The following is a 16,276-nucleotide window of genomic DNA, read 5'->3' on the forward strand; positions in this document are numbered from 1 at the left end:
CACGCGATGACGGAAACTGTCCAAGATTTCGAAGCTCACACGGGCGCCCGTAGCAGGGTCAGTCCTTCTCGATGGTGACCTTGCTGGGCTTGGCGCTGCGCTCGTCGGTGGTCGGCTTGGTGGGACGTTTGCCGTTCTCGCCCGTACTGGTGATCTTGGTGGGCTTGGCGTCCCGGCCACCCACCCCCGGGACCGCGGCGACTGTCGGTTCCCCGTCCACCCCGGCGCTCGCCACGCCACCGTCGACGGTGGTCACCGGCTCGGCCACGGGTCGCGTCGTCGGCTGCCCGGCGTCCTCCGCGTTGGCGTTCACCGGCTGCCTGGTGTCGGCGGGCTCGGTCTTGAGACCGGTGGTCGGACCCGACCCGGAGGCCGCGCCGGCGGCAACGCTCACGCCGTCGTCCCCACCACCGGGCACGCCTCCGCTCGCGCTGGCGTCTCCGGCCGGCGCGGTCGGGCCGTCGATCGGACCGGCGACACTCTGCAACCGCAGCTCGGACATCTGACGCTGGAGCTCGTCGGACTCCTGCCGGGCCTTCCAGGTCTCCTGCCGCAGATCCGCCAACTGCTGCTGGGCCTGGGCGATCTCCAGCATCACCTGGGCCAACTGCTGACGGCCCGCCGCCGACTCCTGCTGGGTCGCCGCCAGGTGCTGCTGAGTGGTGGCCAGGTGCTGCTGCGTGGTGGCCGCGTACTCCTCGAACTGCCGCCGGGACGCCGCGACATGCTCGTCGGCCTTGCGGCGCTTGTCGCTGGCCTCGGCCTCGGCCCGGCTCAGCAGCTCGGCGGCCTCCGCCTCGGACCGCTGACGCAGCGCCGCCGCGTCCTGCTCGGCCGCCTGACGGATGCCGGCGGCGCCCTGCTCGATCTCGTTCTTGCGAGCCGTGTACTCGGTCTCCAGCTCGTTCTTCCGGGTGGAGAATTCGGTTTCCAGCTCGTCCCGACGGCTGGTGAACCCGGTCTCCAGCTCCTGCTGACGACTGGCGAGCCCGGCCTCCACCTCCTGCTGGCGCGCCGCGTGTTGCTTGTCCAACTCGTCGCGGCGCTTGGCGAACTCCTGCTCGGCCGCGGACCGTCGCTGCGCCAACTCCCGGTCGGCCGCCTCCCGACGGGAGTTGACCTCCTGCTCCACCCCGGCCCGCCACGCGCCCAGCTCCTGTTGGGTCTGCGCCCGGGTGTGCTGCACGTACGCCTCGGTCTCGGTGCGCATCCGCTGCACGTACGCCTCGGTCTCGGCCCGGCTGCGCTTCGCCGCCTCGGTCGCCTGCGTCGTCAGCCGCTCGGCCTCCTGCTGCGCCTTCGCGCGGGTGGCCCGACCGGCCATCGACGCGTCGTCGATGATCTGCTTGGCCTCCTGCTGCACCTTGGCGTGGGTGGCCCGCCCGGCCTCGGTCGCGGTGTCGGTGAGCCGCTTGGCCTCCTGGAGCGCCTTGGCGTGCACCTCCTTGGCGGCATCGCGCAGATCGCTGGCCTCCTGCCGGGCGTTGGCCAGCGTCTCGCGGGCCGTCTCGCGCAGCTTGGTGGCCTCCTGCTGGGCCCGGGTGTGGATCTCCTTGGCGGAATCCCGCAGCTGGGTGGCCTCCTGCTGGGCCTTCGCCAGAGCGTCCTGCGCGGCCTTGCGCAACTGCGCCGCCTCGTCCTTGGCCGCCCGCAGGGACGCGTCCGCCTCGGCCCGCTGCGCGGCGCTGTGCCGCTCCTCCTCCGCACGTCGGGCGGCGAGGGCGATCTCGAAGTCCTTCAGAGCCCGCGCGGCCTGCTCGCGGGCCTCCTCGATGATGTGCTCGGCGGCGGCACGACGGGCCTCGATCTCCCCGTTCGCGTCGCCGAGGATCTGCTCGGCCTGCTCCTCGGCGAGAGTGAGGATCGACTCGACCCGCGGACCGAGGTGCCGGAACGACGCCCGGTCGACCACGTTCATCTGCTTGCGCACCTGGGTCAGGTCGCGCTGGAGAACCTCGACCTGGCCGGCGAGCTTGTGGATCTGTGTGTACGCCTGTTCCCGTTCGGAGGCGAGGGTCGCGATCTCGTGCTCAGCACGTGCGACATAACGGTCGACCTGTTTCTTCTCGTACCCCCGCAGAGCGGACTCGAAGCTGGGCTCCGTCGTCACGTCCCCGCCGAGAGCGAACAGTTCCTCGCCGTGCGACATGCCCCCATCCTCACACGCAACGGGGCCTGCTGGGGCGATACGGACGGGCCTTGTGGGAGCTACTTCACTCCGTTGCGGTCAGCGAACACCAGGGGTTAGGAAACGCATACGGCGCGAGGCGGCACCGGTTACCCGGTGTCACCTCGCGCCGTCGATGCCCCGACCTGACGCCTCGCGTCAGCCGGCGGTCTCCGCGGGCACCCGCTCCTGACCGCCCTCGGTCTTCTTTGCTGCTTCCGGCTTGGCAGCCGGAGCGGCCTGCGCCGGCATTCCCGGAACGATGCCGGCGAGGCCGGAGAGCATCTGACCCAGCTGCGACGTGACAGCGTCCTTCTGCCGGGTGAGGTCCTCGACCTCGCGGCGGGCGGCCTGCGTGGTCAGCTCCGCCTCGGTGCGAGCCTCGGTGAGCAGGCGCTGCGACTCGGCCTTCGCCTCGTTGAGGGTCTTCTCCGAGTGGGCCTTGGCCTTGTCGACCGTCTCGGCGGCGTTGCGCTCCGACTCGACCCGCCGCGCCTCGGCGCGCTGCTCGATCTCCTTGGCCCGCTCCTGTGCGGCCCGGGCACGCTGCTCGGCCTCGCTGACCAACTTCTGGGTCTGCGCGACCTGGGCGGCGTGCCGCTCGGACTCCTCGCGCTCGGCCTTCTCCCGCCGCTCGGCCAGCTGGAGCTCCAGGGCCTGAAGGTCCTTGTCGCGCTTGTCCCGCGCATCGGTGAGCAGCTTGGTCGCCTCGGCGCGCTTCTCCTCAGCCTCGCGGGCGGCCTTCGCCCGCTGCTGGGTGATCTCCCGCTCGGCGGTGGCCCGCAGGGTGGCGACCTCCCGCTCGACGGTCGACTTCAGCTCGGCCACCTCGTGCGCGGTGACCGTACGCAGCTGCTTGGTCTCCCGGTCGGCGTCGGCGCGCAACGTGTCGGCCTCGCGGCGTGCCTGCACCCGGACCTCGGCGGCCTCGCGCTCGGCGGCCGTCCGCAGGTTGCCCGCCTCGCGCTCGGCGCTCGCCTTCATGGCGGCAGCCTCGGCGCGGGCCTTGTCGGTGATCTCGCGAGCCTCGAGGCGGGCGGCGGAGAGGATGCCCTCCGACTCGCGCTTGGCCTCGTTGCGGTGGTCGTTGGCCTGCTCCTCGGCGAGCCGGAGGATCTGCTCAACGCGCGTGCCGAGCCCGGACAGGGTGGGCCGGCTGTTCTCTTCGAGCTGCTTGTTCGTGTCGGTGAGCTTCTGCTCCAGCGCACTCATGCGCTGCTCGGCCTGGCGGAGCCGACGCTGGGCGTCGTTCATCCGCTGCTCGGCCTCGGCACGGGCCTGCTCGGACTGGGTCAGCGCGGCGGTCATCCGGCCGAGGAAGTCGTCGACCTGATGAGTGTTGTATCCGCGCAGGCCAACGGTGAAATCTGGCTGCGAGTTCGCGTTATCGAAGAACGCGAGAGGGGAGGACTGCTGCTGGGGCATTGGGACATACTGGCAGACGCCCCAGGGTGCTTCGCAAGAGCGGTGCGCAGCTTTCGTGCCCTCTTTACATGGTCAACTCCCGCGATCGGCCAGGATGGACCAATCGGCGATCTTGGCAGGTCCCGGCGGGTGGGACGCCACGCAGCGTGACACGGAAAAGGGCCCCGGGGTTACCCCGAGGCCCTTTGTTCGATCCGGGTGGCTTATCCGCTAATGGGGGCGGAAGAACAATGAGCGATCAGCGCAATGGTCATCCGGCGTTCCACCGTCCGGCCGGAACCCGCCTCGGCGCTCCGGACGCCGGTCGGTGCCTCCGAGGGCCGGCGGTGCCGGTCAGTGACCCCGGAACCGGTTGATCGCGTCCTCGTGCCGGGCCCGAAACTCCCCGTCACGTACGCCCAGCCCGTCGGTCGGTGCGAGGCAGCGCACGCCGACCTTGCCCTGGTGGGCGTTGCGGTGCACCTCGTACGCGGCCTGGCCGGTCTGCTCCAGCGGGTAGGTGCGGGACACCGTCGGGTGCACCTTGCCGAGAGCGACCAGGCGGTTGGCCTGCCACGCCTCGTGGTAGTTGGCGAAGTGGCTGCCCACGATCCGCTTGAGGTGCATCCACAGGTAGCGGTTGTCGTACTGGTGCTGGAAGCCGCTCGTGGAGGCGCAGGTGACGATGGTCCCACCGCGCCGGGCCACGTAGACGCTGGCACCGAACGTCTCCCGACCCGGGTGCTCGAACACGATGTCCGGGTCCTCGCCGCCGGTCAGCTCGCGGATTCGCTCACCCAGGCGCTTCCACTCGTCCGGGTCCTGGGTTTCCTCGTCCTTCCAGAAGCGGAAGCCCTCCGCAGCCCGGTCGATGACCAGATCCGCGCCCATCCTGCGGCACAGCTCGGCCTTCTCCGGAGAGGAGACCACGCAGACCGGGATCGCGCCGCCGTTGAGCGCCATCTGGGTGGCGTACCCGCCGAGGCCGCCGGAGGCGCCCCAGATCAGCACGACGTCACCCTGCTTCATGTTGGCGCCGTGGTGCGAGACGAGCTGCCGGTACGCGGTGGAGTTGACCAGCCCGGGACTGGCCGCCTCCTCCCAGCTCAGGTGCCGCGGCTTGGGCATCAGCTGGTTGGCCTTGACCACCGCCAGCTCGGCCAGCCCGCCGAAGTTGGTCTCGAAGCCCCAGATCCGCTGTTGCGGGTCGAGCATGGTGTCGTCGTGCCCGGCCGCGTCCTCCAGCTCGACGGAGAGGCAGTGCGCGACCACCTCGTCGCCGGGCGCCCAGCGGGTCACCCCGGGGCCGGTGCGCAGCACCACGCCCGCCGCGTCCGAGCCGACCACGTGGTACGGCAGGTCGTGCCGGCGGGTCAGCTCGGAGAGCCGGCCGTAGCGCTGGAGGAACTTGAAGGTGGACACCGGCTCGAAGATGCTGGTCCACACGGTGTTGTAGTTGATCGCGCTGGCCATCACCGCGATCAGTGCCTCGCCCGGCGCCAGCTCCGGCGTCGGCACCTCCTGCACGTGCAGGGCCTTGCGCGGGTCCTTGTCCCGGGTGGCCATGCCGTCGAACATCCGGGCCTCCTCGGCGCGGACCACCACGCCCCGGTAGCTCTCCGGTACGGGCAGCCTGGCGAGGCCGGCGAGTTCGCGGTCCGGATCGTTCGATTCCTCCGCCGCCATGATCGCTTCGAGGATGTCCTGCACGGTGACCTCCGGTTCATCCGCACCCGCACGGGCCTGGGTGCTGCCATCGTCGGCGCCGGTGGGCACGACCGCCATGTCGGCATTCGACACATCCGGCACCGGTCGCGCTCCTGTGGGGCCGGACGTTACTGAACGGTAGCTAGGGCGGGAAGTCCTCTGTGAAAAACTGCATCCACCGATGCGTGAAGGTGTCCAACCACCCCGCCAACCGCGCACTGACGTGCGCGCACCCGGCCTCCAACGGCCGCACCCCTCGTTGATCAAGAGCTTTCGGTCATCCGTGCGGCGCAGGATGACGCAAACCTCTTGATCAACAAGGGGTAGGGGTGGGGGCGGGGGGTCAGTGGGAGGTGGGGGCGGGTTGGACCAGTTCGACGAGGACGCCACCGGCGTCCTTGGGGTGGACGAAGTTGATCCGGCTGTCCGCGGTACCACGCCTCGGGGCGTCGTAGAGCAGGCGCATGCCGCGCTCGCGTAGCGCCGCGCAGGCCGCGTCGATGTCCACCACGGTGTACGCGACCTGCTGCACGCCCGGCCCGTTGCGGTCCAGGAACTTCGCGATCGTCGACTCGGGGGTGAGCGGGGCGAGCAGCTGCACGCAGCCACCCTCCGTGGTCGGTCCGACGGCCAGCATCGCTTCCCGTACGCCCTGCTCGGTGTTGGTCTCCACGTGTACGCAGCGCATCCCGAACGTCCGCTGGTAGAAGTCGATCGCGGCGTCCAGGTCGGCCACGGCGATCCCGACGTGGTCAATCTTGCGAAGCCCGATGTCTGTGACGTAGTCCGCACCGGGCTCGACGGGGGAGTTCTCTGCCATGGCGCTAGTCTGGCCGAACAATCGTTAAGGCGTACAGCTCGGCACCCCTTCGGAGGCAGGCATGGCTTCGGTGATCGTCAGCGGCGCGCGGACCCCGATGGGCCGGCTGCTGGGCAACCTCAAGGACCTCCCGGCCACGAAGCTCGGCGGGATCGCCATCAAGGCGGCGCTGGAGCGTGCCGGCGTCAGCCCGGACCAGGTCCAGTACGTGATCATGGGCCAGGTGTTGCAGGCCGGCACCGGTCAGATCCCGGCTCGGCAGGCGGCGGTCGAGGCCGGCGTGCCGATGTCCGTGCCGGCGCTGACCATCAACAAGGTCTGCCTCTCCGGCCTGGACGCGATCGCCCTTGCCGACCAGCTGATCCGGGCCGGCGAGTTCGACATCGTGGTGGCCGGCGGCATGGAGTCGATGACCAACGCCCCGCACCTGCTGATGGGCCAGCGCACCGGCTACAAGTACGGCGACGTGGTGGTCAAGGACCACATGGCACACGACGGGCTCAGCGACGCCTGGGACTGCTGCTCGATGGGCGAGTCGACCGAGCGGCTCGGCACCAGGCACGGCATCTCCCGCGCGGAGCAGGACGCCTTCGCCGCCGCCAGCCACCAGCGGGCCGCCGCCGCGCAGAAGAACGGCCACTTCGCCGACGAGATCGCCCCGGTGGTCATCCCGCAACGCAAGGGTGACCCGCTGGTGATCACCGAGGACGAGGGCATCCGCCCGGACACCACCGCCGAGTCGCTGGCCAAGCTGCGCCCCGCCTTCGCCAAGGACGGCACCATCACCGCCGGCAGCTCGTCGCCGATCTCCGACGGTGCCGCCGCCGTGCTCGTGATGAGCAAGGCCAAGGCGAAGGAGCTGGGGCTGACCTGGCTGGCCGAGATCGGTGCGCACGGCAACGTGGCGGGCCCGGACAACTCCCTGCACTCGCAGCCGTCCAACGCCATCAACCACGCCCTGAAGAAGGGTGGCCTGAGCGTTGCGGACCTGGACCTCATCGAGATCAATGAGGCGTTCGCGCAGGTCGGTGTCCAGTCCACCCGGGACCTCGGGATCAGCCCGGACAAGGTCAACGTCAACGGCGGCGCGATCGCGCTGGGGCACCCGATCGGCATGTCCGGCGCGCGTCTCGTAATCACCCTCGCCCTGGAGCTGAAGCGGCGCGGCGGTGGCACCGGGGCGGCCGCGCTGTGTGGCGGCGGTGGCCAGGGCGACGCGCTGATCATCCACGTGCCGGGCAAGGCCGAGACGGACCAGTGAGCGCGAGGAGTGAGCCGGTCCTGCGAGCCCCGCAGTCGCGAACAGGGATGGCGCAGTGAGCGAGGCTGAGCACGTCCCGGCAGCGGGCACCACGTCGGTGCGCCGCAGCCGGGACGTACCGCTGCTGGTCGAGCGGGCCCGCACGGGCGACCCCCGCGCGGTGGCTCGCCTGATCACGTTGGTGGAGAACGGTGACGCGCTGTTGCCGGAGATCGCCGCGGCGCTGGCGCCGTACGCCGGGCAGGCCCAGGTGGTCGGGCTGACCGGTTCACCCGGGGTGGGCAAGTCGACCACCACGAACGAGCTGGTCCGCGCGCTGCGGGCGCGCGGGCACCGGGTGGGCGTGCTGGCGGTCGACCCGTCCAGCCCGTTCACCGGTGGAGCGATCCTCGGTGACCGGGTGCGGATGCAGGACCACGCCACCGATCCGGGCGTCTACATCCGGTCGATGTCCAGCCGGGGGCACCTCGGCGGGCTGGCCGCGGCCACGCCGCAGGCGGTCCGGGTGCTGGAGGGCGCCGGCTGCGACGTGGTGCTGGTCGAGACGGTCGGCGTCGGGCAGGCCGAGGTGGAGGTCGCCTCGCTCGCCGACACGACGCTGGTGCTGCTCGCACCCGGGATGGGCGACGCGATCCAGGCGGTCAAGGCCGGCATCCTGGAGATCGCCGACGTGTTCGTGGTCAACAAGGCGGACCGGGACGGCGTCGACGCCACCGTCCGTGACATCCAGGGCATGATCGCGCTCGGTGAGCGCGGGCCGGGGCAGTGGCGGCCCCAGGTGGTCCGGTCGGTCGCCGCCCGGGGTGAGGGCATCGACGACATCGCCGCCGCCATCGACAAGCACCGGGGCTGGCTGGTCGAGCACGGCGAGCTGCGCCGCCGCCAGGAGACGCGGGCCGCCGCCGAGATCGAGGCGATCGCCCTCGGCGCCCTCCGCGCCCGGATCGGCTCACTGCGCGACGGTACGGAGTTGGCCACGCTCGCCACCAAGGTTGCCGGGGGCGCGACCGACCCGTACACGGCGGCGGACGAGTTGCTCGCCCAGCTCGCGCGCTGACCCGGCGACCCGCCGGCCGGCGCGTCCACCTGGAGGAACCCGATCGGCACTGTCCGGTGCGGACCGGCGCCGTCGCTCGTGCGCGCCTCACGCCCGCAAGCGAAGGTCGCTCTGGTTTTAGTAGGCTCGCCGCGCGTGGCCACAAGCGGGGCTTCCGCGGAGCGGGCTGACGAGCCGGTCGGTCCACAGTGCACCGGGACCAGGGAGATGTGATCATGACGGACGCGGTGGAGAACGCCGGCGCAGTGCAGCCCGCGACGGGCGCGGCCCGGGGTGTCACGTCGGTTTCCGACGAGGTCGTCGAGAAGATCGCCGGTACGGCCGCTCGTGCCGTGCCCGGTGTCGCCGATCTCGGCGGTGATGTTTCCCGGTTCTTCAACAGCGTGCTGGACAAGATCGGCCTGGACGAGGTGGGCGACGCTCGGCGGGGCGTGTCGGCCGACGTGAATGGCAGCTCGGCCGTCATCAACGTGGTCCTGGTGATCGACGCCGGCCACGTCGTGGCCGACGTGACCGAGGCGGTGCGGGCCGCGGTGATCGAGGCGGTGGAGAAGTACGGCCTGACGGTCACCCAGGTCAACGTCACTGTGGACGACATCGAGCTGAACCCGCCGGGGGCGGCAGCGGGAGCCTGAGGCGTAGCTGCGACGGCCTGACGGCTGCCGGACCGCCCGTTTGCCGTCCGCCAGGAACATCCCGGGACGCATCGTCCCAGTAGGCTCGCACCGCCCCGACTTCACCGGGGCCGGACGTGCCCAGACGCGGTGGTGCGAGGAGCAGGGAGCAACTGTGGACCTGGAAGCAACGCGGGAGCTGACCCGGGCGTCGGTGCCGGCCGGCGGGACGACGCAGGTCGCCGACGAGGTGATCGAGAAGATCGCCGTCGCGGCGGCCCGCGCGGTGCCCGGCGTTGCCGACCTGGGCGGGGACGTCGCCCGGTTCTTCAACGCGGTTCTCGACCGGGTCGGGCTGGACCAGGTGGGTGACGCGCGGCGGGGTTGCTCGGCCCACGTGACCGGGGACGCCGCCGTGGTCAACCTGGTGTTGGTGATCGAGGCGGGTCGTCCGGTACCGGAGATCACCAGTGAGGTACGCGCCCGGGTGACGGAGACGGTCGAGGCGTACGGGCTGCGGGTCGACGAGGTCAACATCCGGGTCGACGACGTGGCGATGGGTGGGCCGACCCTGTAGCGCGCAGCCGGGCGTCCAGGTCGCACGTTACTCGCCGGTACGGCCTGACTTAGCGATCGTTCAGGTGGGGGCCTTACACTCGACGTGCAGTCGAGGACCCGAGGAGGAGCCCTGCTCATGGACGCCGACGAGATCGACGCCGGACGGGCGCGCTGGCAGGCCCGGTACGACGCCGCGCGCAAGCGGGACGCGGACTTCACCACGCTCTCCGGGATGCCGGTGGAGCCGGTGTACGGGCCGCCGGAGGGCGCCACCTATCCGGGCTTCGAACGGATCGGCTGGCCGGGCGAGTATCCGTACACCCGGGGCTTGTATCCCACCGGTTACCGCGGTCGGACCTGGACGATCCGGCAGTTCGCCGGCTTCGGCAACGCCCAGCAGACCAACGAGCGCTACAAGATGATCCTCGGCGCCGGCGGCGGCGGGCTCTCGGTGGCGTTCGACATGCCGACGCTGATGGGCCGCGACTCGGACGACCCGCAGGCGCTCGGCGAGGTCGGCCACTGCGGCGTGGCCATCGACACCGCCACCGACATGCAGGCACTCTTCGACGGCATCGACCTGGCCGGCGTGACCACCTCGATGACCATCTCCGGTCCGGCCGTGCCGGTGTTCTGCATGTACCTGGTCGCCGCGGAGCGGCAGGGCGCCGACCTGTCCAAGCTGGACGGCACCCTGCAGACCGACATCTTCAAGGAGTACATCGCGCAGAAGGAGTGGCTCTTCGACCCGGAGCCGCACCTGCGCCTGATCGGCGACCTGATGGAGTACTGCGCCCGGGAGATTCCGCGCTACAAGCCGCTGTCGGTCTCCGGCTACCACATCCGTGAGGCCGGCTCGACCGCCGCGCAGGAGTTGGCGTACACCCTGGCGGACGGCTTCGGCTACGTCGAGCTGGGCCTGTCGCGTGGGCTGGACGTGAACGTCTTCGCGCCGGGGCTGAGCTTCTTCTTCGACTCGCACCTCGACTTCTTCGAAGAGATCGCCAAGTTCCGCGCCGCCCGTCGGATCTGGGCCCGTTGGCTGCGTGACGTCTACGGCGCTACCAGCGAGAAGGCCCTGTGGCTGCGGTTCCACACCCAGACCGCCGGGGTGTCGCTGACCGCACAGCAGCCGGTCAACAACGTCGTACGCACCGCCGTCGAGGCTCTCGCGGCGGTGCTCGGCGGCACGAACTCGCTGCACACCAACGCGCTGGACGAGACGCTGGCGCTGCCCACCGACGAGTCGGCCGAGATCGCCCTGCGTACCCAGCAGGTGTTGATGGAGGAGACCGGTGTGGTCAACGTGGCCGACCCGCTCGGCGGCTCCTGGTACGTCGAGGCGTTGACCGACAAGATCGAGGCCGAGGCGGAGGAGATCTTCGCCCGGATCCGGCAGCTCGGCGGGGACGGGCCACACCAGATCGGCCCGATGACCTCGGGCATCCTGCGCGGCATCGAGGACGGCTGGTTCACCGGGCACATCGCCGAGTCGGCCTTCGTCTACCAGCAGGCCCTCGAAAAGGGCGACAAGAAGATCGTCGGGGTCAACTGCCACACCGGCACGGTCGCCAAGGAGCTGGAGATCCTGCGCATCTCGCACGAGGTGGAGCTGGAGCAGCGCCGGGTGCTCGCCGAGCGCAAGAGTGCGCGGGACGAGTCAGCGGTCCGCGCGGCGGTGACCCGGATGATCGAGGCGAGCCGTACCGACGAGAACATGATCCCCGCCATGCTCGACGCGGTCCGCGCCGAGGCGACCCTGGGCGAGATCTGCGACGCCCTGCGCGCCGAGTGGGGCACCTACCGAGAGCCGGCCCGCTTCTAACCCCCCCAACCCCCACCCCTCCGCGATCTTGCAGTTTCTGCGCCGACATAAGGCATAAATGCGGCGTACCGGCGACAGAATGTGCAAGATCGCGGGGGGTGGGGGCGGGGCGTGAGAGTTGCAACGTCGGGGTTGCGGGTGAGCTGAGATCGGGGGCTCACGTGCGAGACTAGGTAACCATGAGCGACCCACGGATCACCTCGTCGATCTTCACCCGCGGCGCGGTCGACCTCAGCACGCTGCGTGGCCCCGCACCAGCAAGTACCCGCCCCGGCACGCCCCCGCAGGGCGGCCCGTCCAACGGCGCCCCCGGCGCGCCCACAGCCGGCGGTGACACCGCCATCGTGGACGTCACCGAGGCGACCATCCAGTCCGACGTGCTCGAACGCTCGATGGCCACGCCCGTCGTCGTGTTCTTCGGTGCGGCCGGCTTCCCGGAGAGCGACGAGTTCGCCCCGGTCCTGGAGCGGCTGAACGCCGAGGGCGGCGGCACCTGGGTGCTGGCCCGGGTCGACGTGCAGGAAAATCCCCGAATCGCCCAGATGTTCCGGGTGCAGGGCATCCCCATGGTCTACGCGGTCGTCGGCGGCCAGCCGGTCGACGCCTTCTCCGGAGTGGTTCCCGAGGCGCAGCTGCGGCAGTGGCTCCAGGCCGTACTCAAGGCCGGTGGCGTGACCGTCGCCGAGCCGGAGGACCCCCGCCTCGACGAGGCGGACGACGCGCTGATGAGCGGCGACCTGGACGCCGCCGAGCAGGCGTACCGGAAGATCCTCGCCGACGCCCCGGCGGACGCCGCGGCCACGGCGGGGCTGGCCCAGGTCGGGGTGGCCCGCCGGGTGGCCGGTGCCGACCCGTCCGCCGCGCTGGCCGCCGCCGAGAGCGCCCCCGACGACGTCGCCGCCCAACTGCTGGCCGCCGACATCGAGGTGCTCAGCGGCCTGGCCGAGCAGGCGTACGCCCGGCTCGTCGGTCTGGTCCGGCGCACCGCCGGTGAGGACCGTGAGACGGTTCGCCAGCACCTGGTCTCGCTCTTCTCCATCGCCGGCCCGGACGACCCGGCGGTCGCGTCGGCGCGTCGGGCCCTGGCCAGCGCCCTGTTCTGAGTTCGTAGCACGCCAGCGCGGGCCGGCGTTCCGGCCGGCCCGCCCGACCACCGAGGACGGGAGCTCATGATGCGCCGGATCGCCGTCCTCGACGCGCCGACGAATCTCGGTCTACGGCCGCCGACGCCCACGTCGGTCCCGGGTTGCGCCAAGGCGCCCGGGGCGCTGCGCGACCACGACCTGCTGGCCCGGCTCCGCGCCCGCGACGCCGGATGCGTCACCCCCGCCCGGTACGACCCGGGCGACTGGCGGCCCGGCGACGGGGTGTGCCACGCCCGGGAGATCGCCGACTACTCGTTGGCCCTCGCCGAACGCATCGGCTCGATCATCGACCGGGGTGAGTTCCCGGTGGTGCTCGGCGGCGACTGCTCCGTGCTCCTCGGCTCGGCCCTGGCCATGCACCGCCTCGGTGAGGCCGTCGGCGGGCGGATCGGGCTGGTCTTCGTCGACGGGCACTCCGACTTCCGGCACCCCGGCAACGCCTCCTACGTCGGCGCGGCCGCCGGTGAGGACCTGGCCCTGGTCACTGGGCGAGGGCAGGCCGACCTGGCCGCGCTGGAGGGCCGCCGGCCCTACTTCCGCGACATCGACGTGGTGGTGCTCGGCATCCGCGCCCAGGACGAATACCGGCTCGACCTCCAGGCCGCCGGGATCACCACCCGACCGGTGCCGGCGCTGCGTGCCGAAGGCGCCGCCCGGACGGCCCAGTGGGCGCACGAGCAACTCGCCGACTGCGCGGGCTACTGGGTGCACATCGACGTGGACGTGCTCGACCCGGCGGTGATGCCCGCCGTGGACGCCCCCGACCCGGGTGGAATCGCCTTCGCCGAGCTGGAGATCCTGCTCGCCGGCCTGGTCGACACCCCGCACTGCCTCGGCGTGGAGCTGACCGTCTTCGACCCCGACTACGACCCGGACGGCTCGTACGCGGCCGAGATCGTCAACACAGTGGTCGCCGGTCTGGCACCGGTGACCGCCCCGGAAGCCGTGCCCCCCCGACTGCTGTCGGCCCGGCCCGCGCCCTCCCCGCGGCGCGGCAACGGCCGGGGCGCCACCGCCACCACCGATCGCTTCGAGCGGCTCGACCGTGCCGAGCGTCCCAACCGTGCCGAGCGGCTCGACGGGCTGGTTGGGCTTGACGGGCTCGACGGTGCTGAGCAGGTTGCGAGTCTTGAATTCCCCGCTGACGTCGACCCTGCTGACATCGACCCTGCTGACATCGACCCGGCCGATGTCGGGCCTGCTGGGCTCGGGTCTGCCGGCGTCGGGCCTGCCGGGCTCGGGCCTGCGGCTCTCGGGCCGGCCGGTGTCGGCGCACCCGGCGTCGGTCCGTCGGTGAGCGTGGTGCCGAACGACGTCCCGGCCGAGAGGGAATCACTTGGCACGGGCGGACGGGCCCACTCCGGGCCATCGGGCGTCGCGGCCAGTGTCGCGCCCCTGGTCGAACGTGAACCGGTCGGCCCGCCGGCGTCGGCCGGCCCAGGTCTCCTGCGACGCACCGCCCCGTCGACCCAGAACCCGCCGGAAAGGCACGAAGCCGACACCGCCTGACCCGGTCTTCGGCCCCCTAGCCTTGATCGACTCGGTTTCAGTGAATCCGGGGTGTCCGAGTGGCTCGGACACCGCAGTTTCAGCGAAACCGAGTGGATCAAGGCCGGGCGCCGGGCGTTGCCCCCCGGGCGAGGGCCGTACGCCGGGGCGTTGGCCCCGGGGCAGTGGCCTCAGGGCGGTGGCCCGGCGCCTGGTAGGCCCCGGGTGGTGGGGTCAGGGGGTCGGGAGGGCGCGGAGGAAGCGCTCGGCCATCGGGACGGCCGAGGCGGTGCTGGCCCCGCCCTTCTCCACGAAGACGGCGAACGCCACGTCGCCCCGCCAGCCGACGAACCAGGCGTGGGTGTGCGCCGGGTTGTCGTCGTACTCGGCGGTGCCGGTCTTGCCGTACACCTCGCCCGGCACATCCTTGAGCGCGCTGCCGGTGCCGGCGGTGACCACCTCGCGCATCATCGTGCGCAGCGCCTTGACGGACTCTGGCTTGAGCTGCTCGCCTGCCGGCGCCGGCTTGGCCGGCGCCGGGTCGATCAGCAGCTTCGGTTGCTCGAAGCGGCCGCGGGCGACGGCGGCGGTGGCGCCGGCCATGGCGAGCGGGCTGACCAGCGTGGTGCCCTGCCCGAACGACGCGGCGGCCTGCTCGGCCAGGCTGCCGCCCGTCGAGACCTTGCCGGTGAAGGCGTCCGTGCCGAGGTCCCACTGACCCTCCAGGCCCAGCGAGCGACCGGCGGCGGCCAGCCCGTCGCCGCCGAGCTTCGGGGCCAGCGCGGCGAACGCCGTGTTGCAGGACTTGGCGAAGTCGGTGCGGAACGGCACCGAGCCGAGCTCGAAGTTGTCCGAATTCTTGAAGGACCGGCCGTCCACGGTGAAGGTCTTCTTGCAGTCCACCGGCCCGTCCAGCGTGACCGCGCCCCGGTCCAGCAGGCCCAGCGTGCTGACCATCTTGAACGTGGAGCCCGGAGGAACCTGGGCGTCGAAGGCCAGATTCTCCCCGGCCGGACCGGGGCCGTTCGCGGCGGCGAGCACGGCGCCGTCGCTGATCCGGATCGCCACCAGGGCGGATCGGCGCGGCTCGGCGCGCAGTGCCCCGTCGGCCGCGTTCTGGACGGCGACGTCCAGCGTGGTCTTCAGCGCCTGCCCGGGCTGCGGCTCCCGGCGGAACAGCTCGGCGCCGGTGGGTTCGAGTTTGCCGCCCTCGGCCGGACGCTCGACCACCACGGTCAGCCCGGGGCCGCCGCGCAGTCGTTCGTCGTAGCGGCCCTGTAGCCCGCCGTGCCCGACCAGATCGCCGACGACGTACCGGTCGGGGTGCGCGGCGAGGTCGTCGGCCTGCGCCTGGTCGACAGTGCCGAGCAGCGCACGGGCGAACTCGCGGGTGGGCGCCAGGTCGAGCTTGTCGGTGATGAACTTGGTGCCGGGCAGGTCGTAGATCCGGGGCTTGATCTGCAGGTACGCCTCCTCGCGGAGCGACACCACCTCGACGAATGCGCCCGGCTCGGCCTTGGCCACCCGGTCGGGCAGGTCGGCCAGGTCGACGCCGGGGACCAGCGCCGGGCGGATGGCCTTGAACGCCGCGTCGAGGTCCTTGACGAGCTTCTTGAGGTCGGTGACGGCGTTGGGCTGCACGCCCACCCGGACCACCGGGCGGGGGGTCACCAGCGGCTTTCCGGTGTTGTCCAGCACGGCGGCGCGGGCACCGGGGTCGCGCCGCAGCGCCAACCGGTCGCCCTTGGTGAGCTGCTCGTGCACCACCTTCGGCTCCCAGATCACCTGCCACTGGTCGTCGTCGCCGTGGGCGAGCCGCACCTCCCGGTCGTACGCCCAGCGGGTCTGACCGGGCAGGGCCCACTCCACCTGGACGGTCGTGGTGGCGATGTCCTTCGTGATCTTCGGCTCGCCGCGACGCGTCAGCTTGGGCGGGGTGGCCGCCAGCTCACCGGAGAGGTCCTTGATCTCGCGCGCCACGTCGGCCGACGGCAGTTTCGAGCCGAGCGGGTCGATCAGACCGACCGCCTGGAGGTCACCGCTGCGCCAGCCCGCAAGGAAGGCGTCGACGGTGCTCTGCGGCCCGTCGTCGCCGGAACAACCGACCAGGACACCCGCCGTGAGCAGCGCCGTGGTGACGGCGGCGGCGAGCCGGCGGGCGGGGTTCGGCCGGTGGGGCCGGGGGTACGACAAGGGCATGAAGCTGGTCCTTCCGATCTCGGACTGCCCT

General features: G+C 71.6%; 11 protein-coding genes and 1 pseudogene. 7 read left to right on the forward strand and 5 right to left on the reverse strand.

From position 1 onward, the window contains the following. Positions 1 to 58: 58 nt before the first annotated feature. The 4 genes from ACFYP0_RS21780 to mce all read right to left on the reverse strand — a co-directional run bounded on the left by ACFYP0_RS21780 (position 59) and on the right by mce (position 6,098). On the reverse strand, positions 59 to 2,149 hold the full coding sequence (locus ACFYP0_RS21780; protein ID WP_355501192.1) for a hypothetical protein: 2,091 nt from the start codon (positions 2,147 to 2,149) through the stop codon (positions 59 to 61). 177 nt (positions 2,150 to 2,326) lie between these two features. Then, positions 2,327 to 3,592, reverse strand: a complete 1,266-nt coding sequence (locus tag ACFYP0_RS21785; protein WP_386997373.1) for a DivIVA domain-containing protein — start codon at positions 3,590 to 3,592, stop codon at positions 2,327 to 2,329. A 333-nt stretch (positions 3,593 to 3,925) separates the two neighbouring features. Further along, a complete protein-coding gene (ccrA, locus tag ACFYP0_RS21790; RefSeq protein ID WP_355501282.1) occupies positions 3,926 to 5,281 on the reverse strand; it encodes a crotonyl-CoA carboxylase/reductase in 1,356 nt (451 codons plus the stop codon). Positions 5,282 to 5,621: 340 nt separating this feature from the next. Further along, positions 5,622 to 6,098, reverse strand: a complete 477-nt coding sequence (gene mce / locus ACFYP0_RS21795; protein WP_355501195.1) for a methylmalonyl-CoA epimerase — start codon at positions 6,096 to 6,098, stop codon at positions 5,622 to 5,624. A gap of 61 nt (positions 6,099 to 6,159) precedes the next feature. On the opposite strand from mce, the gene ACFYP0_RS21800 reads away from it, so the two are divergent. The 7 genes and pseudogenes from ACFYP0_RS21800 to ACFYP0_RS21830 all read left to right on the forward strand — a co-directional run bounded on the left by ACFYP0_RS21800 (position 6,160) and on the right by ACFYP0_RS21830 (position 13,855). Then, complete coding sequence (locus tag ACFYP0_RS21800) at positions 6,160 to 7,359, forward strand: acetyl-CoA C-acetyltransferase (protein ID WP_386997375.1); 1,200 nt, start codon at positions 6,160 to 6,162, stop codon at positions 7,357 to 7,359. 55 nt (positions 7,360 to 7,414) lie between these two features. Further along, positions 7,415 to 8,416: a methylmalonyl Co-A mutase-associated GTPase MeaB gene (meaB, locus tag ACFYP0_RS21805; protein ID WP_356978380.1), complete on the forward strand. Its 1,002-nt coding sequence runs from the start codon at positions 7,415 to 7,417 to the stop codon at positions 8,414 to 8,416. Positions 8,417 to 8,631: 215 nt separating this feature from the next. After that, a complete protein-coding gene (locus ACFYP0_RS21810; RefSeq protein ID WP_356978378.1) occupies positions 8,632 to 9,051 on the forward strand; it encodes an Asp23/Gls24 family envelope stress response protein in 420 nt (139 codons plus the stop codon). A 154-nt stretch (positions 9,052 to 9,205) separates the two neighbouring features. Then, the gene (locus ACFYP0_RS21815; RefSeq protein WP_356978376.1) at positions 9,206 to 9,607 is read left to right on the forward strand and encodes an Asp23/Gls24 family envelope stress response protein; all 402 of its coding nucleotides are present in this window, start codon (positions 9,206 to 9,208) and stop codon (positions 9,605 to 9,607) included. A gap of 117 nt (positions 9,608 to 9,724) precedes the next feature. After that, on the forward strand, positions 9,725 to 11,413 hold the full coding sequence (locus tag ACFYP0_RS21820) for an acyl-CoA mutase large subunit family protein (RefSeq protein WP_091405796.1): 1,689 nt from the start codon (positions 9,725 to 9,727) through the stop codon (positions 11,411 to 11,413). 179 nt (positions 11,414 to 11,592) lie between these two features. Next, on the forward strand, positions 11,593 to 12,516 hold the full coding sequence (locus ACFYP0_RS21825) for a tetratricopeptide repeat protein (protein ID WP_124854281.1): 924 nt from the start codon (positions 11,593 to 11,595) through the stop codon (positions 12,514 to 12,516). Positions 12,517 to 12,582: 66 nt separating this feature from the next. After that, positions 12,583 to 13,855 (forward strand): annotated as a pseudogene (locus ACFYP0_RS21830) (arginase family protein). 425 nt (positions 13,856 to 14,280) lie between these two features. Here ACFYP0_RS21830 and ACFYP0_RS21835 read toward each other — a convergent pair. After that, a complete protein-coding gene (locus ACFYP0_RS21835) occupies positions 14,281 to 16,245 on the reverse strand; it encodes a penicillin-binding transpeptidase domain-containing protein (RefSeq protein WP_355501203.1) in 1,965 nt (654 codons plus the stop codon). Between the last annotated feature and the right edge of the window lie 31 nt (positions 16,246 to 16,276).

This window comes from Micromonospora arida (assembly GCF_042873195.1).
Lineage (GTDB): Bacteria > Actinomycetota > Actinomycetes > Mycobacteriales > Micromonosporaceae > Micromonospora > Micromonospora arida.